The following is a 26542-nucleotide window of genomic DNA, read 5'->3' as shown; positions in this document are numbered from 1 at the left end:
TATTACATTTTATGGTAGTTACCTCTTTTTAGTTTGGTTCTGACTTGGAAATAGCTGACAAAACCGATCAGCACAAATAGAATGGACAAGCCAAATGAAACATAACCGAGGTCCCGAATATGCCAGAGATTATCGACTTCAAATAAGGCTGTACCACTGACCAAAAAATATAGAGAAGTCCTGATATAAGACAATAAAGTCCTTTGATTGGCCAAATTTGTACGCTGTCTGGCCAAAAAATCTCTTATAATCAATTCATTTTCAAAGTCGTTTTCCATATTTGTATCGATATTACAAGATAATTTAATCAAACTAAAGTTTATGAGAAGACTATTTACGCTTTTCTTTCTCGCCATTTTGGCCGGACAGGTGCAGGCACAAGAAGCAGCAAAAGATACCACCTATTGGTTGAAAGAAATATCGGGTGGGGTCAATTTTAACCAGGCATCATTTAGCTCCAACTGGAAAGGAGGAGGTGTCAATTCGATTGCGGTAGGAACCTATCTTTTTGGTAGAGCTAATTATAAAAAAGAAAAATGGACATGGGATAATACGATGGAACTCATGTACGGGATCGTCAAAAATCAGGATGAAGATGGCCGTAAGTCCAATGACCGAATCTACTTGGATTCCAAGGTGGGCTACTCTATTGCTCCCAAGTGGAACGTCTATTTCTCAACCAATTTCCTTTCCCAATTTGCTCCGGGATATGAGTTTGGTGACACAGATAAGACTTTGATTTCTAAGTTTGCCAACCCTGCCTATTTGACCACTGGATTGGGTTTTGAGTACAAGCCAAATGATGAGTTTAGTCTCAGACTTTCTCCATTTTCTCCTCGCTTCACTTTCGTGACCGATACGGATCTATATCTAACCGTACCTGAAAACTATGGTGTGCCTATCGGAGACAAAGTGCGTACAGAGTGGCTAGCATTTAATTTGATGGCTGACTGGAATAAGCAATTGGCAGAAAACCTATCTCTATTGGTTAGATATCAGATGTACGCCAATTACGAAACACTTGCTTTTGACACCATCGATCACAGACTGGATGTAGCTTTGACTGCGAAAGTCTCTAATTTGATCAATGTAAGTTTGACCAGCTTGACCATTTATGATATCGATCAGGATGATAAAATACAATTTAGCCAGGGCTTAGCTTTGGGGATCTCCTTCAAGCGCACTACTTTCCCTGAAGAAAAATAAAAAAATACAAATTTTTATTTTGTATTTTGTTTTGTTAATAATTGTATTATTTTTGAATTCATTGTGGTAGTTAAATAATAGTTGGTTTAGTTTTCAAATAAAGGGCAGGAGATATTCTCCTGCTTTTTTATTTTATTCTTGAAATAGTTCAATTTTTTGATTCTGAGCTAGTTTGGATTCTATCCCCTGATTTTATTTGGATACAGAATCTCTGTATGGTCCTTTTCCTGACCGAATATCAAAACATCAGAAGAAATAACGGGATGATCCTGAGAATTGATTAATTTATTGGTATAATCTAGATTTTGGAGAAAACTCTAAAATCCTCAAACCCAATTTAATCTAGCCTCCAGTTCCTATGTTTCGAAAGAAATTTCTACTGCTTTCTGTCTTTTTATGTATTGCTACCACCTCCTTATTATTTCCCGCCAAAGCTCAACAGAATCTCCCGGAATTGGGTGTGGTGAGTGACTATGAAAACGGAGGCATTCTGAAGCAGGTTGGTTTTCAATGGTTGGTAGAGTCGACATCGAGGATGTTATCTCCCATCAAATATTCTGAAGAGGAGTTTGCAAAGAACCTCGAAGAGATCAATAAATCTGAATTGCCAATTTTAGCATTTAATATTCTAATTCCTGGAGAATTGAAGGTCGTAGGACCAGAGGTAGATCAGCGAGCAGTATTGGATTATTTGGAAGTGGTGTTTCTGCGAGGGAAGCGTGCTGGGGTATCTCTCTTTATTTGGGGAAGTGGTGGCTCCCGTCGTGTCCCTGAAGGCTTTGATCATCAAGTCGCCCGAAAGCAATTTAGCTCCATGGCAAAGGAAGTCGCTCAGCTCGCAGCTCGTCATGATGTTGTCCTAGCTCTGGAGAGCCTAAATAGCTCCGAAACAAATTTCATCAATACCTTAGAAGAAGCGCTCGCGATAGTTCAAGAAGTAGATCATCCCAATTTTCGACTTTGTGTAGATATCTATCATATGCTGAGAGAGGAGGAAGGGCCGGGGGTTATTCATGATGCAAAGGGTTATGTCGTCTATTGTGAAGTAGCAGAGAAGGCAGATAGAACGGCTCCTGGAGTAGTCGGAGAGGATTTTGTCCCCTATTTTGAGGCCCTACACCAAATCGGTTATTCTGGGAAAATCATGATCGAATGTCGATGGAATGATCTTTCCGGTCAGGCGGAAAGTGCTTATGACTATTTATATGAGCAAGTGAGAATTGGGTTTGGAAATTGAAAGTGGGTAATTTTTTAAGTCAAAAATTGAATTTGGAAAACCATGAATACAATGATTGCTAATAGAATGTCTAAAAGTTTTCTATTGATCCTGCTGTTGGCTTTTACCTCAAATGTCCTTTTGGCTCAGCAGAATTCTTCAGTTCCTTTTGATATAGAAGAGGACATCTTGCTGGTACAGCTAGATTGCAAGACAGATGTAGATGACATCCACACGGCAGCAGCTCTTTTCACTTTGATGAATCACCCTGATTTTCGGGCTGTTCTCTATATACCAGTAGCCGGGACCTATGGAGTACAGGAGGGCCTGTACGTGCCTCCGAATGATTTGCTCAATCTTGCTTTTGGGAAAAAATGGGTGGATGCGCATGCGGATCGGGAGGTTGCTGTGAAGAAGGTGATGAAGCAGGTGAAAAAAACTTTGAAATCCGGTGGAGATGTTTGGATCGCGGAGGCAGGTCAGTCTGATTTTTCTGCCTTACTAATTCAAGAAATTGAGCATGCTCTACCCGAAATTGTACTCTCTGAGAGAGTTCACATAGTGCAGCATAGCAATTGGAACGAAGAAGTCACTGCGTCAGAAAGCCTTGCTTTCGTCAAAGCGACGATCGATTATCACAAAATCCCAGATGGCAATGCCGTAGGAAATGGGACTCCAGGCTTCAGAACTCCTGGTTATGAACTTTGGCAAACACAATTGACCAATCCTCATCTCCTAGCCGTCTGGAAAATGGCTGTGGAGGTCGGGCTTCGATACAATGGGGTAGAAGGACGATACAACAATGAAGCAGTAGCTCAAAACGGACTTGATTTTTCTGATTTGAGTGAGGTCTGCTATATCCTTGGCTTGGGTGAAATCAAAGACACCGCTGAGTTTTTTGAAAGATTTGCTCAATGATGACCTAGTTATTTTTAGGGAGTTTTTTGAGTGAATTTCATGAAATGGATCAATAGAGAGCTGTTCTTAGTAAGAAGAGTTGCTTTTTGAAATAGCGAGTCTATGGCTTTCGAAAAATTACATTTGTCTCTGTACTTTATTTTTAAGACATTGGATTCACAACCGACCTATTTTTGCAAGAAGAAGAAATTATAGCAGGGCTTAGGGCCCGAGATCGAGAAGCTACTGAGTATCTCTACGAAAAATATTCGAGGGCACTTTTTGCTGTGATCAGTAGAATCATCTCAGACCAGACGATTGCGGAGGAAGTTTTTCATGATTCATTTGTGAAGATCACCCGCAAGATCGATCAATACGATGAGACAAAAGGCCGCTTATATACTTGGATGGCCAATATTTGTCGAAATGCCGCCATAGATAAGCTGCGATCCAAAGAAATTTCTCAGACAAGTAAGACCAATACGATAGATGACTTCGTATTTGGAATAGAAAGTCAATCTGGGACTATGGAGCAAGTAGAAGGGATAGGAGTACGGGAGCTGGTAAATCAGCTCAATGCAGATCAAAAGTTTATCATCGAGTATATTTACTTTAAAGGATATACACACTCAGAAATTTCTGAAGAGTTTGACATCCCATTGGGTACAGTCAAATCTCGTATAAGAGCAGCTTTGCAAGTACTAAAAAAGAACTCAGAACGAATTTAGCGTGAACGTCCAAAAATATATCGAATCAGGCAAACTGGAGCTTTTCCTATTGGGAGAGCTGACCGAGCGTGAGCGTGAGGAAGTGATCGCTATGGCCAAAACCCACCCCGAAATCCAACAGGAATTGGAGGTGCTGGAAGAGGCGATGTTTGCATTTGACAATCTTACAGGAAAGGCACCTTCTCCTCAGGTAAAGGATGCCATATTTACTTCCCTTGAGGGAGACTTTCATCGGGAGGAAAATTCGCCCCAGACTGAAAAAAGGGGGGGGGAAGCCAAAGTAGTAAAACTTTCACCTTGGAGACCTTTTGCGATAGCTGCTTCTTTAGTAGCATTGATGGCGATCGCTACAGCAGTTTATTATGCCGGCAAATTCTATGAAGTAGACGAGAAATTTTCAGCTCTTCTTCTAGATCAGCAAGTGATGGCAGACAATCTCAACCAGGTCAAAATGCAGTTTGAGGAAGCTGACTCCAAACTCGATCGGCTGGTAGCGGGAGACTTTAGACGAGTAGAGATGTCAGGAGAAGCGCTCCCTATGCAAAAAGATGCCAAGGTGGATGTCTTCTGGGATCAAAGTGCTCAGGAAGTATTTGTCGCAGTCAATAATCTAAATAGTCTTGGAGATGAGTACGATTATCAATTGTGGGCCATTGGTAAAGACGGCCCGATAGGTATAGGGTTGGTCAATGCTGAGGAGAAACTGACTTGGCAGCAGATGCAAGCAGTAGCAGAGGCAGGTGCTTTTGCCATTACTATTGAGCCAAAGGGAGGTTCGGAATCGCCCACATTGGATAAGTTGGTCGTGTTAGGTGAGATAGCCTAAGGCCGATATCTCGTTAAAAAGTTACAACCCGTTCTGAAAAGAGCGGGTTTTTTTATGTGCTTTGAAAAGTCCCTATTGAGGCGTTCAATGGCTATTTGATACCATTTTTCGAATGAGAGCAACTTATTTTTTTCAAAAATCTCACTCCTCCAAAATCCAAGTCACTTACTTCCTTCGTAAGTCCTTTCAAATCATCCTCAGTGCTGATTTTTTCCATGGAAGCAAATTAGAATTTTAACCGAAATACAACCTAACATGAAAAATGAACTAATCAAGCCTCAGGGTTTGGTACAAAAAACAGACAGAAGGAATTTTCTCAAAATGGGAGCCTTCTCCGCTGCCGGAGCAGGATTACTGCTGATGGGCTGCGATGATGATGAAGATATGATGCCACCCATGTCGGGAAAGGTGAGTTTGGGTTCAGGCGATGTAGGAATTCTGAATTATGCATATGCTCTGGAGCAATTGGAAGCTGCGTTTTATGCAGAGGTCATGATGGGAGGCTATTTTGCCAATGCCTCAGCCGAAGAGAAAATCGTCTTGGGAGATCTTGAAAAGCACGAACGAGCACATCGTGAGTTTTTCAAAGTAGCACTTGGATCCAATGCTATTGCTGATTTGGAAGTAGATTTCAGCGCTATTGATTTCAGCAACAGAACCTCCGTACTCGGAGCGGCTAAGACTTTTGAAGATTTGGGCGTGGCGGCATACAATGGTGCTGGACAGTATCTGGAAAGCGCAGATTTATTGCTAGTAGCTGGAAAGATCGTGTCAGTAGAGGCAAGACATGCTGCCGCTATTCGTGATCTGATCAATCCTAATTCGGTGGATTTTGCCGGGGATGATTTGATAGATGCCAATGGGCTGGAGCGCACGTTGAATTTTGAGCAGGTATTGACTGCTGCCAGTGCTTATGTCAAAACAGAAATTGACTTCAGTCAACTTCCTAGCTAATCTCTAACCTTAACCAGAACAATTATGAACTTGATAAAACTATTGGACAGTATCTGTCCTGATACAGAAAATAAGGAGCAAGAAGACCGATTTTACTCAAGAAGAGAGGCTTTTCGCCAGTTTGGTGATCTGAGTAAAAAACTAGCTTTGGCCGCTGTACCGCTTTCGATTTTGAATTCGATTCCTACGGTAGCCAAAGCCAGTACCGAATCGCTGATCGATGTACTTAATTATGCATTGACTTTGGAGCACTTGGAATACAGATATTACCAGACAGGGTTGGACTCGGGAGTCATTATGTCTGACGAGCGTCCAATTTTCCAGAAAATAAGAGACCATGAATTGGCTCATGTCAATTTCCTCACTGAGGTCATAGCCAATGTGCTCAATGGCACTCCCGTGTCAGAGCCTTCTTTTGACTTTACCGCAGGAGGCAATTTCATGCCATTCGATGATTATCCGACCTTCTTGGCTTTGGCACAAGCGTTTGAAGATACAGGAGTGAGAGCATACAAGGGGCAGGCCGCCAATGTGATGGAAAGCGATGTGGTGTTGACGGCGGCACTGTCCATTCATTCTGTTGAGGCACGACATGCGTCGATGGTTAGACGGCTTCGAACCAAAAAGGGCATGGATACCGTCAAAGGATGGATTACAGGAAATGACATCGGTACTCTGCCAGCTGCGGCTGCAGGGATCTATGCAGGCGAAGAAAATATCAGCCATGCAGGAGTGAATGTGGTCAATCTGACCGGAATAGATCAGGAGGCAGTCTCTGAAGGATGGGATGAGCCATTGACTATGGAACAAACTTTGGGAATTGCCGGGCTGTTTTTAAGCACTTCCAACTAATTGGTAGGGTGATTTGGGGTTGGGGCCATCTCCGAAAGGAGGTGGCTTTTTTTGTTTCAAGTTTTGGGCTAAACTCAAATAGAGAGGGTTTACGGCGCTGTTGATAGAAAATGAAATATTGCTGTAAACTAAACTATACTTGTGCCTTTGCTTGAGAAATCTGATATTTTGTTTCTAATTCTTTGGACGTGCACCGATGCTAAAACACTATATCACATTTGGGATTTCCATATCTTTTATTTCTTGGTTGATCGGTATGGTATTCAATCAGCTACTGCTGAAGACTTCCTACTATAAAGAGCTCACTAATCTAAATTTCATCGAAAGTAAAGCCATCAATAAATGGATAGGCTTGCGGGAATTTCAATGGATAGTTAAAAATACCTTTTTCAAATTTTTCAATCAGAAAATCAAAATAGATAGCAGAAAGGCAGACTTGACAGAAATCAGAATGGAGATGAGTATTGCTGAAATAAGCCATCTAATTGCGTTTATTTTTGTGATGATAGTGGCAGTGATTCAATGGCTTGCTGTCGGTTTTTTGTTTGCTGTTGTGATTATGATTTTCAATGTGCTTTTGAATCTTTATCCATCTCTTTTACAGCAGGAAAACAAGCGAAGAATAGATCAATTGATCCGCAGACAAAGGGAGAATTGGTAGAATTCACCGCCCATAAAAAAGCCGAACTGATAATTCAGTTCGGCTTTTGCTTTCACTTTGATGCTAGTGATTAGCTAGCCGTCACGTCAATGTGAGATTCATATTCTATCGTGTTGCCTTCTTCATCTTCTACTGTGAAAGTCACATGGTATTCTCCAGCAGGAGCAGTAGCAGGCACATCAATATGCTCGTGGAATTCTGCCTCCGTCAATCCATGATAGCCTTCTTCGAAAATTGCCTCGAAATCCCACTCTACCTCTCCGGCTCCTGGAGCCAGGTCGTGTGCGTGGACATCTACGGTGATTTGGTGAATTCCATTGACTGCATTGATCATGAATTCTACATGGAAGTCAGACCCACGCGCTACAGTTTCATCCATTTCAAAACCGCTGATGCTCACAGGAGCCATCACGTCCAGGTGTCCTTCCACTTCTGAAGTTTGTCCTTCGGAATCAGTGACTTCCAAGACTACATGGTACTCGCCTGCGGGAGCGGTAGCAGGAATATCAATGTGCTCGTGGAAAGTAGGGTTCTTTACCAAATATTTTTCGTCTGTGTATGTCTGGGAGAAATCCCATTCTGTTTCCCCTTCTCCCACTTCCAGGTCATGCCCGTGGATAGTGACAGTGATAGAGGCTACTGTAGCCTCAGCAAGGATGACTGCTTCCATGTGGAGATCGGAACCTCTATACGCAGTACCTTCTGTGGAGTGAGTACCTCCTTCACCAAATTCAAAATTGGAGATAGCAGGAGCGTCAAACTCCATGTCATCATCGTCTTGGCAAGAAAATAGCGCCAATCCTACTAGAGAGAGTAGAAATGCATGTTTTAGTTTATTCATAGTTTAAGATTTGTGGGTTGGTAAATTGATTTAGTTATTAAATGATACTCGCAATTTTATTGCAAAAACTATTGGCTAGATTTTAGGCGGCTCAGATTTTTGTGAGTAGTATGATTTCATAGAAATAATGGTTATTAGTTGCCCCTAGACTTATTATGGCATTCAGGACAGATGCCGGTGGCTAGGAAATTGATCGAGTGGATCCACAGATCAGTGGGCGCAAAAGATGGCGATTGCTCTATTTCCAAATTCATAAAGCTATTGCATTCGGTACACTGAAAATATGCTTTCTCAGGCTGATCTTCTTTTTTGCGGCTAGCATACTGGAAATCCCCATTTTGGTCAGCAAAACGGGAAATTAAATTTTCATTTTCCAATCGAAGTAGTGTCCTGTAAATGGTCACTCGACTGCAGGAAGCATTCATTTTCTCTTTTATTCTGGCATAACTTACAGGGTGCTCAGCATTCTGTATCATGCTCAGTATTTTTTTCTTAACCCAAGTATTTGCCATTTATCCACTCTTTTAATCGCAACCATATTGCAATTATGAATGGCTTTTTTTGAAAATGCAATAATATTGCGAAAAATTTCTAATTCTTTAGTCGCAACATTGTTTCATAAAATTCGCTTTCTATATTTGCAATCACATTGCATTAAATGAACTTGTTTTCCTTCTTATTTCTTACCGTTTCCCAGTCCATTTGGGGTCTTTTAATCCCTGTTGCTACGACTGATTTTCACAGTCATTCGAAAGATGTGACAGAGTACATGCTGAGCACAACCGACACTTTACCCAAAACACAAGAACTGCAAGAGGTGGTCGTCATCGATCAGGCAGAGATGATTCGTAGAGAAGAATCGAATGCCATTGAGTTGGTCAAGCAAGATTTTATCCGGGAAAATAGGGGAGGAAGCTTGATGAAGTCCCTCGAGCGTGTGCCAGGAGTGAATTTGATAGGAATTGGTTCTGGAGCTTCTAAGCCCTTGATTCGTGGCTTGGGATTCAATCAGGTGCTGGTAGTCGAAAACGGCATCAAGCATGAAGGCCAGCAGTGGGGAGCTGATCATGGTCTGGAAGTTGATCAATATGCGGCAGATCAAATCGTGATTGTCAAAGGTCCGGCATCCTTCAAATATGGTTCGGATGCGATCGCCGGTGCCATCGATATCCGTGAAAAGCTCGCTCCGTCGGAGGATGGTGTCGGAGGCTCGGTAGAAGTGGGAGCCCGCTCCAACAATGCCTGGTATGGAGGTTCGGCCAATTTGTTTGCCAGAAAAGGGAAATGGTTTGCAGAAGGTAGGCTGACTCTAGCGGATTATGGTGATTTCAAAGTGCCGACTGATTCGGTTTTTGTCTATGATTTTGGAGTGGCGCTTTCGGATGGACATGTGAGAAATTCGGCGGGAGAGGAAATGGATTTCTCTGGTAGGGTAGGATTTCTCGGTGACAATTTTCGCAATACCTTGATGATTAGTCGAGTCCATACCAAATCAGGATTTTTTGCCAATGCACACGGATTGGAGCCTCGGCAAGTGGATACAGAACTTCATGATCAATCCAATAGGGATATTCTGCTTCCTTTTCAGGAAGTCAAGCATACCAAAGTGATCAATCGGGCAAGCTACGCAGCAGGCAAGAATTTCATCCAAATGGATCTGGGCTATCAGCGCAATGATCGGGAGGAGTGGAGTCAATATGTCAATCATGGCTATATGCCGGCCATTTTTCCTTCCGAGTTCCCTTATCCTAGTACTCTTGAGCGCGCTTTTGACAAGGAGGTCTTTTCATTGAACCTGAAAGATGAGTTGTTTTTGGATCGACATGAGATTTCATTTGGAGCAAGTGGGGAATACCAGCACAATGACATCGGGGGTTGGGGGTTCTTGATTCCAGCCTTTCAGCAATACAGTGTTGGGTTTTATGGCATAGAGAAATTTACGGTCAATCAACTTTGGAAAGTGACAGCAGCACTCCGATTTGATCATAGTCAGATTGAGGTAGAAGCCTATCAAGATTGGTTTCCAAGTGTCGAAGACGCTTCACAGGCCACTGCGGAGGATTATCTCTATCGGGCGGAAGATTTTAAGAGGTCATTTGACAGTTTTGTGTGGTCCTTGGGATTCAATTATTCTCCGGGAGATTTGAGTTTTAAAGGGAATGTGGGTACAAGTTTCCGGATGCCTATTGCCAAGGAGTTGGCAGCGAATGGAGTCAACTACCACTATTTTCGCTACGAAAGAGGGAATGCAGACTTGGACCCAGAGCGCTCTCTGCAAGTGGATTTGGGAGTGGATTTGAGCAAAGAAAAATGGTTGGTCAGCTTCAGTCCTTTTGTCAACTATTTCTCAAACTACATCTATCTCAATCCCACTGCTGAGCTGGATATTCTCTATGGCGCCGGTAATCAGGTGTTCAATTATACGCAGGCAGAGGTTTTTCGCTATGGAGCGGAGCTGAGTGTGATGCATCAGTTGACAGATCAGTGGAGTATAGAGCTGCTCGGTGAATATGTCTACAGTGAGCAGATGTCCGGAGACAAGGAGGGGTTTACCTTGCCTTTTTCTCCACCTCCATCAGGGATACTCAATGCGACTTACAAGCCAATTGGCGGAGCTGTTTTCGAAAATCCCTATTTCGCAGTGGATTTCCGAGTGACAGAAAGGCAAAACAATATTGTGCCACCGGAAAAGGTGACTCCCGGCTACCAATTGGTTCATCTACGTGCAGGTTCCTCCATCTCGGTTTTAGGACAGGCCATCCAAACTGACCTTCAAATCCAAAACCTTTTCAATACCCGCTACCTCAATCATACCAGTTTCTACCGCTTGATCAATCTGCCAGAGGCGGGGAGAAATATCAGTCTTTCTCTGAGTTATCAGTTTTAATATTCTATGCTATTTCTATGAAAAAAATCACTTCATTCTTATGCCTTTCGTTCCTGCTCTTTTCCTGCGGGGAAGACGAAAATCCGATTGATCTGGAGTATCCAGAGATCGTGGTGACTGAAAACTCATTTCCCTTGCAGTGCAGTGTGCTACAGCGGGGAAGCACGGTAGAGTTTAAGGCATTGTTTGCGGATAATGTCGAATTGGGTGGCTTCAGTTTGGACATTCATCACAATTTTGACCATCATACTCATAGTACAGAAGTGAGCGACTGCAATGAAGATCCTGTGAAAGCTCCTGTAAATCCTTGGCTGCTCATTCAGACCTACACCATTCCCGAAGGTATGACGGAGTATGAAGGAGCGGCAGAGATTGAAGTTCCAGAGGATATTGACCCTGGAGATTATCATTTTTTGATTCGGGTCACGGATCAGGAAGGTTGGCAGACTTTGCATGGATTGAGTATCAAGATTGAATAGCTATTTCCTCAATTGGTTAATTGTTTGAAAAGGCCGCCGGGATTTCTCGGTGGCTTTTTTGATTGGAAATTGAAATATAGAAGACCTCTTATGGCCTTTTTTGACAGAAAGACTGCGCTCTATTCTTTACTCCTAAAGGTGAAATATTTTTGAAGTAAAAAATTGACTGTCAGTACGATGATCGTGGAAAAAATCTTGGCAATTGTAGGTTCCATAGAGAGGAAAAGTATCAGGCCTTTTAGAATTAAATAGTCGCTTCCTAAACCTTGACCTACTACAAGTACATATTTAAACAGTTGCAAGCCATTTTTTTTGGCTCCTGACTCTGAGTTTTTGAATGCAAAGTTTTTGCTCAGCCAAAAGCCTGTGGGGATCGTGGCGAAAAAAGCGATGAGCAGAGCGATGGTATAAGAAGCAATATTGAAATCGTAAATGCTCCAGCCTTCTTTGGGTAAGACAAACTCATAGACTACTGCAAACAAAAGGATGTTCAAGGCAGTATTGATAGCCCCCACAGCCAGATAGGCGTAGACTTCGTATGGAATCCACCGTCTGAAAAGCGGGTAGAAAAAGTGCAAAAACCGATCTATCCAGTTGGTCAAGAGGTTTTTCATTTTCTTGAGGCGAGCGTTTGGATGTGACTTAGGTACCATTGGGCCAATTCTCCCATTGGGAGACCTTTAGCTGCTTTGTAGTTTTGATCTTCAATTCGCTTTCGCTCTTCAGGATCGTCTATCAAGCTAGATACAGCATCGGCAAGACTCTCTGCATTGTCCGTTTCGAAATAGGCTCCCCCGTAGCCTTCTTCCTCTACCACTCGCTCCAGATCATCTATTTTGGGCAATATGCATGCTCTGCCATAGCTGCCTGCTTGGTGGAGGATACCAGAGCTTCCGGTCGTCGTGGTATAAGGGAAAATAACAAAAGTGCTGTCCCAAAATATTTCGGCAACTTTTTCTTCGGGGATATAGCCCGTGTAGATGACATTGGGGAGGTGGGAATAGGTGCTTTTAAGGCCGTCTATGTATCCTTTGACATTGGGGTTGTCTGTGCCTGCTACGGTAGCTGTGAACTCCAATTCAGGATGTTTTTTCTGAAGAATCTCCATCGCATCCAGCATCACCTCAGCTTTTTTGTAGGTGCCAAATTTGCCAAAAGCCATTAAATTGATTTTTGTCGAATTCTCCGGTAGGTAGTTCCGCTCAGGTAATTCAAAATTGCCATGAGGAAGTAGTACGATATTATCTGCATGGTATTTTTCTTTAAGAATAGTAACATACTGCGATATCGTAACTCCTACCAGATCGGCTTTCAGGATAAACTTGGTCAGTTGCTCACCAATCCATAGGTAAAGCTTCCCTTTGAGCTTGCTATCTGCCATGCCGATGGTGTCTAGCTTTACAGTTTCCGTGATATTATGCAGGATCACTACTGTGGGTATACCTAAAATTCTGCACATCCAAGGAGTCAGAAGACCAAGGGCTGCAGGAATTTTTCCCTCACCGAATGTCATAAATTGAAGGTTGAGTATGACCGCATCCGGTTGTAGCTCCTTGAGCTTACTTCGTATCGCTAAGACGGTGGTCCAGCTATTGAAGTCCCAGCAAGGAATGATTTCCAATCCATCAGTGGCATATCTCGAATACTGGCTGTTGTCCTTTAGATTGTTTGTCAAAATGTAAATGTGATCGACATCTTTTTTGCCGATAAAACTACGACTCAGATGATAGCCATATTCATTTAGGGTCACTTGACTAGGAGGGTAAGGAGTGATGAATGCTAGTTTCATAGATGAGGTTGATTGGGGGTTTCGTTGATAAATCTGATAGCGTCTAGCCGCCAATTGTCTCCTTGGAATAGTAGACTGACAGCCACAGTTGCTGTTACAGTTTGGCTACTTCCATCTGGAAATAGATAGGTTAACTGTGCATCTCTATCCAACAGATTGCAGGAAAGTCCATCTCTTGACCAGGTTTTGATGAAAAGATGATGCTGGCTATCCTTTCTCTGAATAGATCCTGCCTCACCCTTTTGGTAGTTTTTGGCAAGATTTCGGTAAAACCTTTCTGTAAAACGCTCCTGACTAGGTCTAGGGTTGGGGTGCTGATAGAGGTAATTGAGATGTGCCCAGATAGCAATGTAATCTTTCTCAAGCTTTTCGAGTTGGGCTTTGTCCGGTTTTTCAATGGAATTTACCTGAATGTCGATCTGAGGAGAGGCATTGAGCGCAAGACTATCGTAGCGAAGAAAATATGGAACTACACTATGGCTGGATCTAATTCTCGCCATGGAGACCAGAAGCAGTCCGGCCAAAAACAGGAAACCTATAAATATCCATCTAGTCATTGGGCAGTAGGTTTAAAGTCTGTGAACTTACCTGAGCGATACTTGCTACTAGTTTGGAGTTTGCAACCATCTCTCTCGGTACGGTCAGCGTAGCGAAGGCATCCTCTGTCACAGATTCGATTTTGATGCGTTGATCACCCCGCTGGAAAAAGAAGAGGATATGGGTTCCGTCCGCAATTTTATTATCAAAGCGATCCATCAGTGGACCTGTCTGAATTCTGATTTGATGATTTGGGCCGTCCAATGAATAGGAAAGAGGAATGTCAACTACTGTTCCGGCTTCCACATAAAAGCTTGACTGAGGCGTTCCCGTTTCACTTTGAAAGGTGCCTGTTTCTGGAAGAAGTTCAATGTACTTTTCCTCAAAGTAGCTTTCGCCCGCGAGTGGAATCAGATTACCTACATCATCAAATCGATATAGAATCTGCTGCTGGACCAAAGAAGAATCCGTGGATAAGGTCTTTGGTGTGCGCAAATCAGTCAGCTGGGTTACTTTCTGAGGGTTTTTGAGCTGGAAAGAGTAAATGAACTGATTTTCTTCCGACTCCAATGTCAAGAATGCCATGCCTTCAATAATTCCTCCGATTGGCTTTATGATGACTACAAGTTCATCTTCATTTTGAACCAAATCAGGGTAAATCAGCTGAACAGGCGTGCTGATGGATGCGCTCCAATTCGCTTCAGGTACTATAAAATAGAGGCTATCTTGACCTATGGTTATACTTGAGGTCGCATTGAGCCACTGAGGTTTCTCCAGAGTTTTTTGGCTACACCCTATAGAGAGCCATGCTGTCACTATGTAGAGTCGATACCATTTCATTGGAGATAGATTTCTTGTGCCAAAAAGCAATGGGGAAGCAAGCTGATTCTTTCTAGGGGAGAGAAACCGTCGTTTGGTTTTTGATCCAATAATTGTCTTTCCTGGCCATTAATCATCAATGAAATGGGCAAGTGTTCCAGAATTCTTGCTTGATTTTCCACCTTTTGGAAAGGTATCAGGAAGCGCCCTTCCAATCCTGCCCTTATCGACTGACTATGGGTCCAAAGATCTACTTGGATAATTCTCCCACTTGCATCTTTTTCAGCCAATAGGACTCCCGGAATGGTGATTTCTCCAGTAAATGGATTCTTCATGGTAGCCTCAAATTCTGCCTTATTTTCCGTATCAGATGTAAGTTGATAGCTCAATTCTCCTCCGCGGATATACCCACGCTCGCTGATGTCTGTTTCCAGTTCCAAGGAGATATCAATTATTTCTTTATCCCCTGAATCAGCTTGCTTTCCGATAGGAATTTCAAAAAAGGTACTTGCCTTTGGAGCTAAATTGTAATGAAAGCTACGCTTGGGATAAAATGTTTCCGAACTGTCATTTTTGAAAGTCACCACTGCTTTCATCGCCAGTGTAATAGGAATATTATCTGCATTGATGAGCTCGCCTGTAAGCCTCAGTTCGTCTTCCACCAAAACTAAATTGGCTTGATAAAACCCCGCAAATGGTTTTTTGATCCGGTCATCTTTGACCGTGGGAAAGCTACTGATCTGTCTCTTTCCCATTTTTTTGAAAAGAGTATAGGTGTAGCTGATGACTTGTTCTTCGGGAATCTGCAGGAAAACTTTGGGAGGGATGATGTACCAGTGCTGGTTGATTTTTTCCAGCTTCATGAGCTCTTCTTTTACCCGAGGTCCCAGTGAAGTTCTCCAAGTACTCTTCACATTCATCTCAGCTGCTGTAGCTGTGAGTGCAATCGTATCGATTTGTAGGTCATCCAGCTTGGCAAAGGAAGGTAGAAGTCCACCGTCACTGACTGATTTCTCCAAAAGATATTGATCCAGACTGTATTCCGGTCCCGGTTTGAAAAACTGGAAGGCCTCCTCAAATCGCTGGAAATCTAAGTCGTCAAAATGGGAATAGATCGTTGTGGTAGGATCTTTTTGCTCATCTACCAGCAGTAGTTCGTAGATCTGGTACATCAAAAATCCGCTAAATAGAATAAAAGGCAGCCAGGCGGAAGGGTAGATTACCAATCTTGGAAAAAAACGCGCTGCTTCTTGGGAGACTAACTCTTCCTGTGATTTTTTGAAATGGAAAAGGTAAAGAACCGTCAACCCTACGGCGCAGAGCAATGTGCTGAGAGGTAAGATTCCCCACGCTTTCTTTAGAAAGGGATTGAGTTCGGTAGGTCGAGTAGGCTGAATCGTCGAGATATTTCCTTTTTCCCAGACCATTATTCCATTTTCCAGTCGAATGGTCCTATTCCATCCCGAATAAAAAAGCAAAGGGTCGTAATAGCGGTCGTTGCTGAAGACATATTTTAGCTGGTATTTTTCGGCTTTGGTGAGGAAATCGTCCAAGGAAGCCATGCCTTCTTCCATGAGGTATTTGGCATTTTCCAGCCTTTCTACAGCTCTGGAGGTCATTTCGGGAAGCCTTCTGGCAGAGTGGTAGTTGCCGTCAATGGTTGCTGCTAGAGTGTTTGACGAAAGCCAGGCCATCTGGTCACCAAATCCCAAAGTCAGATACCTCCAGCGCATGTGATCGTCCCTGTTGAGAAAATTGATAATAGGCTCTATAGCCACTGCTTTTGGCTGCAAGGGACGAAAACTGGCCAAATGAAAGATGTATATCAGGAAGAGTAAATAGGAAAATCCACTGAATCCTAAAATGAGAAAATGAGAAGTCTCACCAAATTTTTGGATCCAAAACTCTTTGACGCTTCCTCCTAGAAATGCGAGCAAAAAATGACTGATATAAGGGATCGCTATAATAGATGCCCAGAATCCAAACCGATCTAGGGTGAGAATATTAAAAGCGGTCTCGCCCAACATCATTTTGGGAAGGGGAGTGGTGCCGCCGCTGCCTAACAGCAGGCACAGATAAAAGGATACCGCCCAGCCTAGGTGTCTTTTTTTGCGGGTAATCAAAAACGAAATTGCTGGTAGCAGTGCGAAAATCAATAGGAGAGGAATGATATAAAATACCAGTCCGGAGCTGGTCACTTCCAGAAAATTGTCCCGGGACCCATGCGGAATCGACACTTGACTGATGGGGTCAGTTCTACTCCAATACCAATAGGGGAAGATCAGTGTAATCGTGAGGATAATGACTGAAAAACCGAAGAACAGGATTTCCTTTTTCTTTTTCCAAGCCATAACTAACAAGTCTGGGATAAATCTCCCGAAGAGTTTCTTTTGTCCCAGATCAGGGTTGCCGTCTACCAAAGCCATCAGGATAGCAGGTGCTATGAAAAAGACCATTCCGAAAATAGCCGTCACATGATGGGAACTCACAGTCACAGAAATAAAAGCCAAGGACATTAGCAGGTATCTCCAGTCGGAAGACTTGATGTATTGGTACATAAAGGGCAAGGCATTCAGCAAAAATGCCAATCCGGTGAGTGTAGGCACTTGACCGTATACATGAAGTGTCTCTACCAACGAACTCAACACAACGGCAAGAATAGCGGCTACTCCTGCAGTCTGCTTAGAATAAAACATCTTGGTAAAGCGATAAATACCCAATATCAGCGCTTCATAGATGGCTATAGAATAAATGCTAAATGCGATTTTCAAAGGAAAAACCTTGCTGATCAGTGCTATCAACTGATGCACCAAAGGCGGGTAGCTGATCGTCAGAAACCCGGTGTACCAACGATATTCCCATGGCTCAAACCAAAATCTGGAATAGTGATCCGCAAAAAACATATGCACATACGCATCATAAGTCTGAGGCAAGGTGAAATAGATAATGATCCCGTGAGTCAGCAAACCCAGGGATAAGGCTACCAGAAGCAGCCTCTTCCCCAGAAATTCACTCCACAACAGTTGATCTTGGTTTTTCACAAAAAATATGCTTTTACTAAATATAAAGTTCTCCCTTTACTTTTTTTACTTTCTCTACATATTCCTTGATCTGCTGCTCATTTTCTTTTTTGCAAATCAGCAGTGCATCAGGTGTATTGATCACGATAAGGTCTTCCAATCCTCCGATGACCATCAGTTTTTGCTCATTGCTGTGGACCAGACAACCTTTGCTATCTACCAAAATGGCACTCGTACTATTGTTTGCATTCTGAGCTTCGTCTTTGCTGAAATTGTCATAGGCACTATTCCAAGTTCCTAGGTCATTCCAGGTAAAGTAGGACGGGATAATAAATACATTTTTGGCTTTTTCCATGATGGCGTAGTCGATAGATGTCGATGGACATACTTCATAGACTTGTCGGATGACTTCTTTTTCCAAAGGAGTGTTTAAGTATCCGGATGTGGCGTCAAATAGATCGTACATATACTGATAGTGCTCCCAATAGGCACTCACAATGTCTTCCGCTTTCCAGATAAAAATCCCAGAATTCCAGAGGTAGCTACCATCTTTCAAAAATTCCATTGCAGTGGCCAAATCTGGTTTTTCTGTGAAGCGATTGACCGGCACGATCTCGTCCTCGGATGCAGTATGCTGGATGTAGCCGTAACCTGTGTTGGGATGAGTAGGATTGATTCCTAGTGTGACAAAAGCATAATTATCTGTCGTATACTTAAGAGCTTTGAGGCAAGTGTCTTGGAATAGTTTTAGGTCTCCGATCAGATGATCACTGGGAGCCACTATCATATTTGCTTTTGGGTTGAGCTTTTTCAACTTGAAAGAAATGTAAGCCACGCAAGCTGCCGTATTTTTTCGAGCGGGTTCGGCTACGATGTTGGCTTCTGGGAGCTGGGGCAATTGCTCCTTGACGATAGCAGTGTAGTCTTCGACAGTGACCACGTAGATGTTTTCCTCGGGAATAAAACTCGCAAAGCGCTCGTATGTGGCTTGGATGAGGGTCTTACCTGTATTCAGAATATCCAAAAATTGCTTCGGGTAAGAGCTTTTGCTCATTGGCCAAAATCTGCTTCCAACTCCTCCGGCCATAATTGCGACGTAGTGATTTTGATTTTTCATAAGGCGTAGTGTTTATTGTGAGAAGGGTTAAGATTAATTGTGGTGTAAAACCAAGGTTTGATTTTTGTGATTCCAGATATTTTTAGGTTTGCTTTTGACCTGATAGTGGTAGTAGAGACTTAATAACTGGACAGGTATTTTGATCGTGTCTTTGAGCTTGAGTCGAGAATCACCGATCTCAGACCAGTGAAGGAGTGGGTATTCCAAGACTCCTTTTTGTAAAGTGGTTTTTCCAAATTTCTCCTGCAGTCTCAAAAAGATCTCTACATCGAACAGCCAAGGGGTCTGGAATTGCTTTTTGAATAAAAATGGAACCAGGTTTCTTTGAAAAATCTTGGCACCGCATTGCGTGTCTTGAAAATTAGCTTTCAAAATAGTTTTGATCATTTTTTTGATCACAGTACTAGCCAGCGAGCGGTTGTCATCTCGATTGATTTCGGCACCAAGGCGCTGGATACGGCTGCCGACAATCGCTCCGAACTTGGGGTGGTTTTCCTTGTATTTGGCCATCAATAGCCATTCTTCAGGAGTAGTAGCTAGATCGGCGTCTAGAAAACCAATTAGTTTGGAATTATAATTTTGATGAACAAATAGCATCCCTTGTCTGACTGCTTCAGATTTACCTCCATTTTGAGGCATGTCCAGTACAGCGATGTTATTGGGGCTTTCTGTCTGGATTCCTTTGAGTACAGCTAGGGTTTTATCCTTGCTCCCGTCATTGACTAGGCAGAGTAGCACTTCTGGATGAGCTAATGCAAAGGTTTTGAATTCCTGGTAGGCAAATCTTTTTTCTTCGTTGTAGCAAGGTACTACTATAGCGTATTGATGTTCCATAAGCTGAGATGGGTTGCTGGAGTTTGGATTGATAGCGTTCATGGGATGTTTGTTTTCGGTATGCCAATTTTTTTCAAATCTCCGTCCAAAAACACAAGTAATTGATAATCAGTTAAAAATGACATTATTGTCTCTGTGTTAGTTCCATATTTTGGAAAAAATTCCAAAAATCACACGGCTAGCCTATACTTTTTGTATCTTAAAGGAAAGATGAATCGCATATGAATCAGTACAAGATTTTCATAGTGGAGGATGATCCCTGGTATGGTCAGATTCTTGAATATCACATGAGTCTCAATCCTGATTATGAAGTGACGCTTTTGCAGACAGCACAAGCTTGTCTGGATAGGATGCACCTAAAGCCAGATTTGATCACGGTTGATTTTTCATTGCCTGATATGACAGGGGATAAGCTTTTCAAGAAGATCAAAGAGTATAATTCCTTGATTCCGGTGATTGTGATCAGTGCGCAGGAGGATATCAGTGTGGCGGTGAACTTACTCAAAGCCGGAGTGAGCGATTATCTGATCAAAGATGAATCTACCAAGGATCTTCTCTGGAATAGTGTCCTGAAAATCCGCGAGAATCAATCTCTCAGACAAGAAGTAGCATCACTCAAAGAAGAGCTGGGACAGAAATTCTCTTTCGGAAAGACGATTTTGGGAAACAGCAAGGAACTGAAAAAAACTTTTTCGCTCATCGAAAAGGCTATCAAAACCAATATCAATGTATCCATCACTGGTGAGACTGGTACTGGAAAGGAAGTGGTGGCCAAGGCTATTCACTATAGTGGTGATAGGAAGAAGAAAAAGTTTATAGCAGTCAATATGGCTGCTATTCCTAAGGATTTGATAGAAAGTGAACTGTTTGGATATGAAAAGGGAGCTTTCACGGGAGCGACCAGTCGCAAAATCGGGAAGTTTGAGGAGGCGAGTGGAGGAAGCATTTTTTTGGATGAAATAGCCGAAATGGACTTGAACCTTCAATCCAAACTACTCCGTGTTCTCCAAGAAAGAGAACTGAGTAGGGTAGGCGGCAACGAAACGGTCAAATTAGATGTGCGGGTGATCACAGCAACGCATAAAAATCTGTCGGAAGAAGTCCGGAAAGGAAATTTTAGAGAAGATCTTTTTTTTAGGGTCATGGGCTTGCCGATCGAGTTGCCTCCACTAAGAGAAAGAGGCTCGGATGTACTTATTCTTGCCAAGCACTTCATTGGAGAATTTGCCAAGAGCAATAAAATTTCTGCTCCCACACTCAGTACTGAGGCCAAGGACAAATTGCTCAAATACCCTTTTCCTGGCAATATCAGGGAGCTCAAGGCCGTGATAGATTTAGCTGCTGTCATGGCTGATTCTGACGAAATCAAGGCAGATGATATTAGTTTTTTCTCTTTGCAAAAGGAGAATATGTTTCTCATGGAGAATAAGACCCTCCGAGAGCATATCTGTGATATAGTCAATCACTACCTCAATAAATGCGACGGAGATGTGATAGAGACAGCCAGGGTATTGGATATCGGAAAAAGTACCATATATAAAATGATCAAGGAGGGAGAAATAAAAACTAACTAAGTCCGAATAATGGAAATGTTTTCCAAAAATTGGAAATTTAGAAAGGTTTTTAGTTTGAAATCGCTGATTTATGGGAGTCTGCATGCATCTTTTTTCTGGCCGGATTTTCATACGATGACATAGGTAATACAAAATAGAAAGCCTATGTATGGATTAGTCAACAAGTCAATTCAGGATCTGATTGTTACCAATTTTGGAGAAGAGAAGTGGATTGATATAAAAGAAAAAAGTGGGATAGAGATAGACTACTTTATAAGTACAGAACCTTACGATGATGCGGTCACCTATCAGCTGGCGATTGCAGCTTCGGAAGAGCTGGGGATGACTGTGGAAGAGGTTTTGTTTGCTTTTGGAGAATGGTGGGTTTTGAAGACCGGAAATGAAAAATATGGAGGCTTGATGAAAGCTGGAGGGAGTACGCTCAAGGAATTTTTGATCAACCTTCCTCTATTTCATGACAGAATCAGGCTGATCTATCCCAAGCTGAGGCCTCCGGAGTTTGAAATAGACGAAGTAGAAGATAGAGCTTTGGTTTTGCATTATTTTTCATTTCGGGAGGGGCTGGTTGGATTTATGAAAGGTTTGATTTCGGGACTAGGGAAGATGTTTGATTCGCCGGTACTGATAGATCATATTCTCAGCAAGGAATCTGGCCATACGCATGAGGCATTTAAAGTGAGCTGGTAAGCTAGGCAAGTATTTATATGGAAGTAAGCAACAGACATTTCGACAGAATTTTCCCCTTTCACTTTGCAATGAATTCCCAAGGTGTTTTGGATTTTTATGGACCCGGAATCGGCAAGATGATGGGAGAAGTGAAGGGGTTACATTTTGATGATTTGTTTGAAATTGAGCGCCCTACAGGCACTTTGTTTGATTTTCGATTACTTTCAATTACAGCTGATAGGACTTATTTATTGAAGTCAAAGTCATCCAAGGAAACTCTATTTAGGGGGCAGTTTGAGTTTTTTCCACAGGATGAAGTTTTGATTTTTTTGGGTTCTCCTTGGTTTAGCTCGATCGAGGAGTTGGCTTCCAATGACCTTACCATTTCTGATTTTGCCCCTTTGGATCCTTTGGTGGATTTGTTGCATTTGGTGAAAAACCAGGAACTGGTGACCACAGATCTGAAGGAGCTGATCGATACGATGTCTGTCCAGAAGGCACGTTTGGAGGAGCTCTCCTATGTGGCTAGTGCTAATTCAGATGGCATTCTTTTTATGGATGAGCGTGGCTATATTACCTATGTCAATGAGGGCTATTTGAGACAGACAGGCTATGAAGCCGCAGAGGTGCTGGGGCGTTTGCCGTTGGATTTGGGAAAAGGAGAAGAAACTTCACAGAGTGAAGTAGAGGATATGTTGACTTCTTTTTTCAAAAAGGAGTCGTTCAAAAAGGAAATCAAACACTATCGCAAGGATGGTACGTGGTTTTGGGCACGGATCAATGGCCAAGTCGTATTGAACAGAAAAGGTGAATTTCTTCATTTTTTTACCTTGGTAGAAGATGTATCAGAGGAAAGAAAATCTCAGCAGAAAGTTCTGGAATTCGAGCAGGTCTATCGTAAGGTCTTGGAATTTTCAGGAGACAATGTATGGGAGCTGGAGTTTCGAAATGGACAGACGTTCTTCAGCTACAAGGCTCAGAACTTTCGGGGGCTTAGATTCAATGAACTTGAAAATGCCGGTAAAAAATGGTTTTCGCAACTTCATCCCGAAGATCAGCACTTGCTGATAGAAAATGATCAAAACTATAAATCCGGTAAAATCTCATCCCATCACTTGGAATATAGAATCCTCATGGAAAATGGGGGCCTGAAGTGGGTTAAAGATCGCGGAATCGTCATAGAGAGAGACCCAAAAGGATTTCCTGTCAAAATCATCGGGACACACTCGGATATCACGGAGCAGAAGGCCTCTGAAAAAGAACTACTTCATCTCAATAAAAAATTAGGGAGTATTCTGAACGGACTGAGGGATGTGATTTGGTCGGCGACTTATCCCGATATGAAAGCGATATTTTTCACCCCTTCCGTGGAAGAATTATTTGAAATAGACATGGATACCATGTTGAAGGATAATTCACTGTGGAGGGAGATTATCCATCCAGATGATAAGGGTGTGATCGAAGAGATTTTGAGGGAGATCGAAGTGAAAAAGGATTATAGTAAAGAGTTTCGGATTATCACCCCATCGGGAAGATTGAAGTGGGTACAAAGCAAAGGGAAAATCATAGTTGAAGATGGGGATGCTGCTCAGGTAAATGGGATTTTGATAGATATCACAGATCGCAAGCGTACTGAGACACTTTTGAAATCCAAAGATGAGCTCAAGAATATCTTGATCGAAATATCATCTACCTACATTAATATCGACCTAAAGGAGGTAGATCAAAAGATTCACGCTTCTCTCAAGAAAATCGGTGAATTCGTCACTGCGGATCGAGCTTATATTTTTGATTACAATCTCGCGGAGGATACCTGCAGCTGTACTTACGAATGGTGCGCAGAAGGAATTTCGGAAGAAATAGAAAATACGCAGAATGTCCCACTGGAGTTCGTCCCCAATTGGGTCGAAGCACATAGCAAAGGTGAGCCTTTTATCGTCGAGGATACCGCTCAACTCCTCCAGATGGGGATGGAGGGATTGCATGAGATCCTGGAGCCGCAGGGAATTCAAAGTTTGATAGCGATTCCGATGCGTTACAATGAAGAATTGTTAGGCTTTGTGGGATTTGACTCGGTCAAGACCCAGCATACTTATTCCCAGAAGGAGATCGAATTATTGTTTGTTTTTGCACAGATGCTGGTCAATGTCCAAAGAAGAAAGCAAGCCAGAACTCGTATCGTCAAGCAAGAAGAAAAATTTAGGAATATTATCACCAATATGAATCTAGGGCTTCTGGAAGTAGATTTGGAAGAAAAGGTTCTCCACGCCAACCAGACTTTTTGCCTGATGGCAGGAGTCCCGACGGAAGAGTTGGTTGGAAAAAAAGCTACTGATTTGTTACTGGATGAGGGGTCCAAACAGATTTTACAAGAGAAGTCAAAAAGCAGAAAATCAGGGATATCTGATTCCTATGAATTAAAATATAGAAAGCCTGATGGCGAATACAGATGGTGGCTCATCAGTGGAGCTCCCAATTACAATGACAAAAATGAATTGATCGGGTCCATTGGCATTCATCTCGATATCACAGAACAGAAAAAACTTGAAGAGGAACTCATGCGCCAGCGGGAAGAGGCTGAAAAGTCCAAACGCGCAAAGGAGATATTCTTCGCAAATATGAGTCATGAGATCAGAACTCCCATGAATGCCATAGTTGGAATGGGAGATCAGCTAGCCAAGACTTCATTGAATCCGCAGCAAGAGCGATATATGGCTGCTATTCAGAATTCAGCCAATCATCTGATGGTGATCATCAAGGATATCTTGGACCTCTCCAAATTAGAGGCAGGCAAAATGACTATTGAGTCTATAGGCTTCAAACCGGTTGAACTATTGGATCATATCGTAGGGATGATGACAGCTCGGGCCGAAAGCAAGGGGCTGGACTTCTTTATAGAAACCCGAGATCCTCGAGTTTGCGACGTTCTAATTGGTGACCCAATTCGGATCAATCAGATTTTGCTTAACCTGCTTTCCAATGCTATCAAATTTACTGAAAAGGGGGAAGTCACCATTAAAATGGAGCTTTTGGAAGATGCTGAGCGCCAGCAAAAGATGGCCTTGCGAGTGAGAGATACTGGGATAGGTATGGATGAGGGTTTTATCCAGAAGGGATTTGAGAAGTATGTGCAAGAAGACTCTACCATCACCCGAAAATATGGAGGTACCGGACTGGGCTTGAGTATTACACAGGAGCTGGTTCATCTGATGGGTGGCAGTATGGATATTGTGTCCCAAAAAGGCAAAGGGACGGAGATTTCTATTTTTCTTTCTTTTGAAAAAGGAGATCTGTCTGATCTTCCGGTAGATGCGCCGAAGTACATTGATCACGAGTTGATCAGAGGCAAGAAGATATTGGTCGTGGATGACAATGAATTCAACAGAATGGTAGCGTCTACGGTTTTGGAACAAAATGAAGTCCAAATAGGGCTCGCTACCAATGGAAAAGAAGCTGTGGAGGAATTGAAGAAATCCAAGTATGACCTAGTACTGATGGACATGCAGATGCCTGTCATGGATGGTGTCATGGCTACCAAAATTATCAGGGAAGACTTGAAGTCCGATATACCTGTGGTGGCTCTTACTGCTTTTGCGATGAAAGACGATGAGGAGAAATACATGGCGCAGGGAATGAGTGCATTTTTGGCGAAGCCGTTTCAAGAGGAAGATTTACTTCACACGATTTCGTTGCTATTGCTTGGGAAAGATGCTCCAATGATTCCTAAGAAGAAAGAGGAAGCAGTGAGCGATCCTCCGTTTGCTCGCTATAGTGTGGAAGGCTTGGAGCGATTGTCCAATGGTAACCCAGAGTTTATCAGCAAAATGATGAATCTATTTAAGGATACAGCATCAGCTACCGTGGTGGAGCTACAGGCGGCTTTTGAGAGTGAAAAATTTGATGAAGTCCGAAAGCTGGCTCATCGACTCAAGCCCTCTGTGAAGATGTTGGCTATAGGAGAGATTTCGGAGGAGATTGTCGAGTTGGAAAGTGGAATAGTCTCTGAGGGGAATTCTGAAAGAATGAGTTATTTGATGACTCATATCATCGAGGAGCTTCAATGGGTAATTCAAGATATCAATTCTAAAGATTATTAGTAATCTACCACGCCTTTAGTATCCAAATACTGGAAAGAAATTCCATATTTTGGAATTTTATTTTTTCGAAAACTGTCCATATTGTCTGTGTTGGCTCTTTTCGGGGTTTGGTACAGCATTGGAAAGTAGCTGGGTAAATATTACAGCTATGAAAAATTTACAAACATTTCCTGCATTTATCGTTGATGATGATCCTTTTTGGACGGCTATCCTAGAGCAAATCTTGATCGGAATTGGAATTACCGATATTCACACGTTTGAGGATGGGGTAGACTGCCTGGAGCAGATTCATCTTAACCCCGCGTTGATTTTTCTGGATTATCAGATGAGCAATTCTGATGGCTTGGATATACTTCAGAAGATAAAGGCAAGTTCTCCAGAGGTCGAGGTGGTATTTTGTACTGCACTGGAGAGTCTGGAAGTCGCTATAGCGGCCATGGAGTTTGGTTCCGCTGAATACTTGCTGAAGAGCACTGTCACTGATGAGGTAGTGAAGGAGCTGGTGTCCACTTTTCAATCTAACAAAGTAGCCTAATTCCATT

25 protein-coding genes are annotated in these 26542 nt (G+C 42.5%); 14 read left to right on the top strand and 11 right to left on the bottom strand.

Annotated features, from left to right (window positions below; translation table 11 throughout):
• Nucleotides 1-2: 2 nt before the first annotated feature.
• A complete protein-coding gene (locus G460_RS0105705; RefSeq protein WP_026954452.1) occupies nucleotides 3-278 on the bottom strand; it encodes a DUF202 domain-containing protein in 276 nt (91 codons plus the stop codon).
• A 43-nt stretch (nucleotides 279-321) separates the two neighbouring features.
• Here G460_RS0105705 and G460_RS0105700 point away from each other — a divergent pair, with 43 nt between their 5' ends.
• The 5 genes from G460_RS0105700 (at nucleotide 322) to G460_RS0105680 (ending at nucleotide 4873) form a co-directional block, all read left to right on the top strand.
• Nucleotides 322-1206, top strand: a complete 885-nt coding sequence (locus G460_RS0105700; protein ID WP_026954451.1) for a DUF3078 domain-containing protein — start codon at nucleotides 322-324, stop codon at nucleotides 1204-1206.
• A gap of 358 nt (nucleotides 1207-1564) precedes the next feature.
• Nucleotides 1565-2443 (top strand): sugar phosphate isomerase/epimerase family protein, encoded by an 879-nt coding sequence (locus G460_RS21510; protein WP_051315940.1) that lies wholly within the window; start codon nucleotides 1565-1567, stop codon nucleotides 2441-2443.
• Between the two features lie 42 nt (nucleotides 2444-2485).
• Complete coding sequence (locus G460_RS0105690; protein ID WP_211226737.1) at nucleotides 2486-3340, top strand: hypothetical protein; 855 nt, start codon at nucleotides 2486-2488, stop codon at nucleotides 3338-3340.
• Between the two features lie 173 nt (nucleotides 3341-3513).
• Nucleotides 3514-4047, top strand: coding sequence for an RNA polymerase sigma factor (locus G460_RS0105685; RefSeq protein ID WP_026954449.1), 534 nt, complete (start codon nucleotides 3514-3516; stop codon nucleotides 4045-4047).
• Nucleotide 4048: 1 nt separating this feature from the next.
• Nucleotides 4049-4873 carry an anti-sigma factor gene (locus tag G460_RS0105680; protein ID WP_026954448.1) on the top strand — a complete coding sequence of 275 codons (825 nt, stop codon included), beginning with the start codon at nucleotides 4049-4051 and terminating at the stop codon, nucleotides 4871-4873.
• A 91-nt stretch (nucleotides 4874-4964) separates the two neighbouring features.
• Here G460_RS0105680 and G460_RS23465 read toward each other — a convergent pair whose 3' ends face one another.
• Nucleotides 4965-5090, bottom strand: a complete 126-nt coding sequence (locus tag G460_RS23465) for a hypothetical protein (RefSeq protein WP_281171647.1) — start codon at nucleotides 5088-5090, stop codon at nucleotides 4965-4967.
• Between the two features lie 38 nt (nucleotides 5091-5128).
• Here G460_RS23465 and G460_RS0105670 point away from each other — a divergent pair, with 38 nt between their 5' ends.
• The 3 genes from G460_RS0105670 (at nucleotide 5129) to G460_RS0105660 (ending at nucleotide 7340) form a co-directional block, all read left to right on the top strand.
• Nucleotides 5129-5827: a ferritin-like domain-containing protein gene (locus G460_RS0105670; RefSeq protein ID WP_026954447.1), complete on the top strand. Its 699-nt coding sequence runs from the start codon at nucleotides 5129-5131 to the stop codon at nucleotides 5825-5827.
• A gap of 24 nt (nucleotides 5828-5851) precedes the next feature.
• Nucleotides 5852-6679 carry a ferritin-like domain-containing protein gene (locus tag G460_RS0105665; protein ID WP_026954446.1) on the top strand — a complete coding sequence of 276 codons (828 nt, stop codon included), beginning with the start codon at nucleotides 5852-5854 and terminating at the stop codon, nucleotides 6677-6679.
• 196 nt (nucleotides 6680-6875) lie between these two features.
• Nucleotides 6876-7340: a glycosyl-4,4'-diaponeurosporenoate acyltransferase CrtO family protein gene (locus G460_RS0105660; protein WP_026954445.1), complete on the top strand. Its 465-nt coding sequence runs from the start codon at nucleotides 6876-6878 to the stop codon at nucleotides 7338-7340.
• A 70-nt stretch (nucleotides 7341-7410) separates the two neighbouring features.
• Here G460_RS0105660 and G460_RS0105655 read toward each other — a convergent pair whose 3' ends face one another.
• Nucleotides 7411-8181, bottom strand: coding sequence for a DUF4625 domain-containing protein (locus tag G460_RS0105655; RefSeq protein ID WP_026954444.1), 771 nt, complete (start codon nucleotides 8179-8181; stop codon nucleotides 7411-7413).
• A gap of 134 nt (nucleotides 8182-8315) precedes the next feature.
• Nucleotides 8316-8693, bottom strand: coding sequence for a Fur family transcriptional regulator (locus G460_RS0105650; protein ID WP_026954443.1), 378 nt, complete (start codon nucleotides 8691-8693; stop codon nucleotides 8316-8318).
• Between the two features lie 146 nt (nucleotides 8694-8839).
• Between G460_RS0105650 and G460_RS21505 the strand changes: the two genes are divergently transcribed.
• Together G460_RS21505 and G460_RS0105640 are read left to right on the top strand one after the other, a co-directional pair.
• Nucleotides 8840-11068, top strand: a complete 2229-nt coding sequence (locus G460_RS21505) for a TonB-dependent receptor (protein ID WP_035464033.1) — start codon at nucleotides 8840-8842, stop codon at nucleotides 11066-11068.
• A 17-nt stretch (nucleotides 11069-11085) separates the two neighbouring features.
• Nucleotides 11086-11547: a DUF4625 domain-containing protein gene (locus G460_RS0105640; RefSeq protein ID WP_026954442.1), complete on the top strand. Its 462-nt coding sequence runs from the start codon at nucleotides 11086-11088 to the stop codon at nucleotides 11545-11547.
• Nucleotides 11548-11666: 119 nt separating this feature from the next.
• Here G460_RS0105640 and G460_RS0105635 read toward each other — a convergent pair whose 3' ends face one another.
• From G460_RS0105635 to G460_RS21500, 7 genes are read right to left on the bottom strand one after another with little or no spacing between them, the layout of a single operon-like run.
• Entirely contained in the window at nucleotides 11667-12161 is a 495-nt protein-coding gene (locus G460_RS0105635) for a GtrA family protein (protein WP_026954441.1), read from the bottom strand.
• Complete coding sequence (locus tag G460_RS0105630; RefSeq protein WP_026954440.1) at nucleotides 12158-13336, bottom strand: glycosyltransferase; 1179 nt, start codon at nucleotides 13334-13336, stop codon at nucleotides 12158-12160. Before G460_RS0105630 ends, G460_RS0105635 begins: the two co-directional genes overlap by 4 nt.
• On the bottom strand, nucleotides 13333-13893 hold the full coding sequence (locus G460_RS0105625; protein ID WP_026954439.1) for a hypothetical protein: 561 nt from the start codon (nucleotides 13891-13893) through the stop codon (nucleotides 13333-13335). Before G460_RS0105625 ends, G460_RS0105630 begins: the two co-directional genes overlap by 4 nt.
• Nucleotides 13886-14713: a hypothetical protein gene (locus tag G460_RS0105620; protein WP_026954438.1), complete on the bottom strand. Its 828-nt coding sequence runs from the start codon at nucleotides 14711-14713 to the stop codon at nucleotides 13886-13888. The genes G460_RS0105625 and G460_RS0105620 overlap by 8 nt, the downstream gene beginning before the upstream one ends.
• The gene (locus G460_RS0105615; RefSeq protein ID WP_026954437.1) at nucleotides 14710-17733 is read right to left on the bottom strand and encodes an integral membrane protein; all 3024 of its coding nucleotides are present in this window, start codon (nucleotides 17731-17733) and stop codon (nucleotides 14710-14712) included. Before G460_RS0105615 ends, G460_RS0105620 begins: the two co-directional genes overlap by 4 nt.
• Before the next feature lie 16 nt (nucleotides 17734-17749).
• Nucleotides 17750-18829: a mannose-1-phosphate guanylyltransferase gene (locus G460_RS0105610; RefSeq protein ID WP_026954436.1), complete on the bottom strand. Its 1080-nt coding sequence runs from the start codon at nucleotides 18827-18829 to the stop codon at nucleotides 17750-17752.
• A gap of 33 nt (nucleotides 18830-18862) precedes the next feature.
• Nucleotides 18863-19705 (bottom strand): glycosyltransferase, encoded by an 843-nt coding sequence (locus G460_RS21500; RefSeq protein WP_084421168.1) that lies wholly within the window; start codon nucleotides 19703-19705, stop codon nucleotides 18863-18865.
• Nucleotides 19706-19884: 179 nt separating this feature from the next.
• On the opposite strand from G460_RS21500, the gene G460_RS0105600 reads away from it, so the two are divergent.
• The 4 genes from G460_RS0105600 to G460_RS0105580 all read left to right on the top strand — a co-directional run bounded on the left by G460_RS0105600 (nucleotide 19885) and on the right by G460_RS0105580 (nucleotide 26535).
• Nucleotides 19885-21237, top strand: a complete 1353-nt coding sequence (locus tag G460_RS0105600) for a sigma-54-dependent transcriptional regulator (RefSeq protein WP_026954435.1) — start codon at nucleotides 19885-19887, stop codon at nucleotides 21235-21237.
• A gap of 144 nt (nucleotides 21238-21381) precedes the next feature.
• Nucleotides 21382-21924, top strand: a complete 543-nt coding sequence (locus tag G460_RS0105595) for a heme NO-binding domain-containing protein (protein ID WP_026954434.1) — start codon at nucleotides 21382-21384, stop codon at nucleotides 21922-21924.
• Between the two features lie 17 nt (nucleotides 21925-21941).
• Nucleotides 21942-26000: a PAS domain S-box protein gene (locus G460_RS22595; protein WP_084421166.1), complete on the top strand. Its 4059-nt coding sequence runs from the start codon at nucleotides 21942-21944 to the stop codon at nucleotides 25998-26000.
• A 148-nt stretch (nucleotides 26001-26148) separates the two neighbouring features.
• Entirely contained in the window at nucleotides 26149-26535 is a 387-nt protein-coding gene (locus G460_RS0105580) for a response regulator (RefSeq protein ID WP_026954433.1), read from the top strand.
• The last annotated feature ends 7 nt before the right edge of the window (nucleotides 26536-26542 follow it).

Origin of the sequence: Algoriphagus vanfongensis DSM 17529 (assembly GCF_000429465.1) — a bacterium.
Classification (GTDB): Bacteria; Bacteroidota; Bacteroidia; order Cytophagales; family Cyclobacteriaceae; genus Algoriphagus; species Algoriphagus vanfongensis.
The sequence above is the reverse complement of the archived record's forward strand: the minus strand, read 5'-3'. Positions and strand labels throughout refer to the sequence as shown.

Excerpts from the sequence above, each read along its gene's own strand:
- G460_RS0105705 (WP_026954452.1), bottom strand. The coding sequence starts at position 278 with ATGGAAAACGACTTTGAAAATGAATTGATTATAAGAGATTTTTTGGCC.
- G460_RS0105700 (WP_026954451.1), top strand. The coding sequence starts at position 322 with ATGAGAAGACTATTTACGCTTTTCTTTCTCGCCATTTTGGCCGGACAG.
- G460_RS21510 (WP_051315940.1), top strand. The coding sequence starts at position 1,565 with ATGTTTCGAAAGAAATTTCTACTGCTTTCTGTCTTTTTATGTATTGCT.
- G460_RS0105690 (WP_211226737.1), top strand. The coding sequence starts at position 2,486 with ATGAATACAATGATTGCTAATAGAATGTCTAAAAGTTTTCTATTGATC.
- G460_RS23465 (WP_281171647.1), bottom strand. The coding sequence starts at position 5,090 with ATGGAAAAAATCAGCACTGAGGATGATTTGAAAGGACTTACGAAGGAA.
- G460_RS0105670 (WP_026954447.1), top strand. The coding sequence starts at position 5,129 with ATGAAAAATGAACTAATCAAGCCTCAGGGTTTGGTACAAAAAACAGAC.
- G460_RS0105665 (WP_026954446.1), top strand. The coding sequence starts at position 5,852 with ATGAACTTGATAAAACTATTGGACAGTATCTGTCCTGATACAGAAAAT.
- G460_RS0105660 (WP_026954445.1), top strand. The coding sequence starts at position 6,876 with ATGCTAAAACACTATATCACATTTGGGATTTCCATATCTTTTATTTCT.
- G460_RS0105655 (WP_026954444.1), bottom strand. The coding sequence starts at position 8,181 with ATGAATAAACTAAAACATGCATTTCTACTCTCTCTAGTAGGATTGGCG.
- G460_RS0105650 (WP_026954443.1), bottom strand. The coding sequence starts at position 8,693 with ATGGCAAATACTTGGGTTAAGAAAAAAATACTGAGCATGATACAGAAT.
- G460_RS21505 (WP_035464033.1), top strand. The coding sequence starts at position 8,840 with ATGAACTTGTTTTCCTTCTTATTTCTTACCGTTTCCCAGTCCATTTGG.
- G460_RS0105640 (WP_026954442.1), top strand. The coding sequence starts at position 11,086 with ATGAAAAAAATCACTTCATTCTTATGCCTTTCGTTCCTGCTCTTTTCC.
- G460_RS0105635 (WP_026954441.1), bottom strand. The coding sequence starts at position 12,161 with ATGAAAAACCTCTTGACCAACTGGATAGATCGGTTTTTGCACTTTTTC.
- G460_RS0105630 (WP_026954440.1), bottom strand. The coding sequence starts at position 13,336 with ATGAAACTAGCATTCATCACTCCTTACCCTCCTAGTCAAGTGACCCTA.
- G460_RS0105625 (WP_026954439.1), bottom strand. The coding sequence starts at position 13,893 with ATGACTAGATGGATATTTATAGGTTTCCTGTTTTTGGCCGGACTGCTT.
- G460_RS0105620 (WP_026954438.1), bottom strand. The coding sequence starts at position 14,713 with ATGAAATGGTATCGACTCTACATAGTGACAGCATGGCTCTCTATAGGG.
- G460_RS0105610 (WP_026954436.1), bottom strand. The coding sequence starts at position 18,829 with ATGAAAAATCAAAATCACTACGTCGCAATTATGGCCGGAGGAGTTGGA.
- G460_RS21500 (WP_084421168.1), bottom strand. The coding sequence starts at position 19,705 with ATGAACGCTATCAATCCAAACTCCAGCAACCCATCTCAGCTTATGGAA.
- G460_RS0105600 (WP_026954435.1), top strand. The coding sequence starts at position 19,885 with ATGAATCAGTACAAGATTTTCATAGTGGAGGATGATCCCTGGTATGGT.
- G460_RS0105595 (WP_026954434.1), top strand. The coding sequence starts at position 21,382 with ATGTATGGATTAGTCAACAAGTCAATTCAGGATCTGATTGTTACCAAT.
- G460_RS22595 (WP_084421166.1), top strand. The coding sequence starts at position 21,942 with ATGGAAGTAAGCAACAGACATTTCGACAGAATTTTCCCCTTTCACTTT.
- G460_RS0105580 (WP_026954433.1), top strand. The coding sequence starts at position 26,149 with ATGAAAAATTTACAAACATTTCCTGCATTTATCGTTGATGATGATCCT.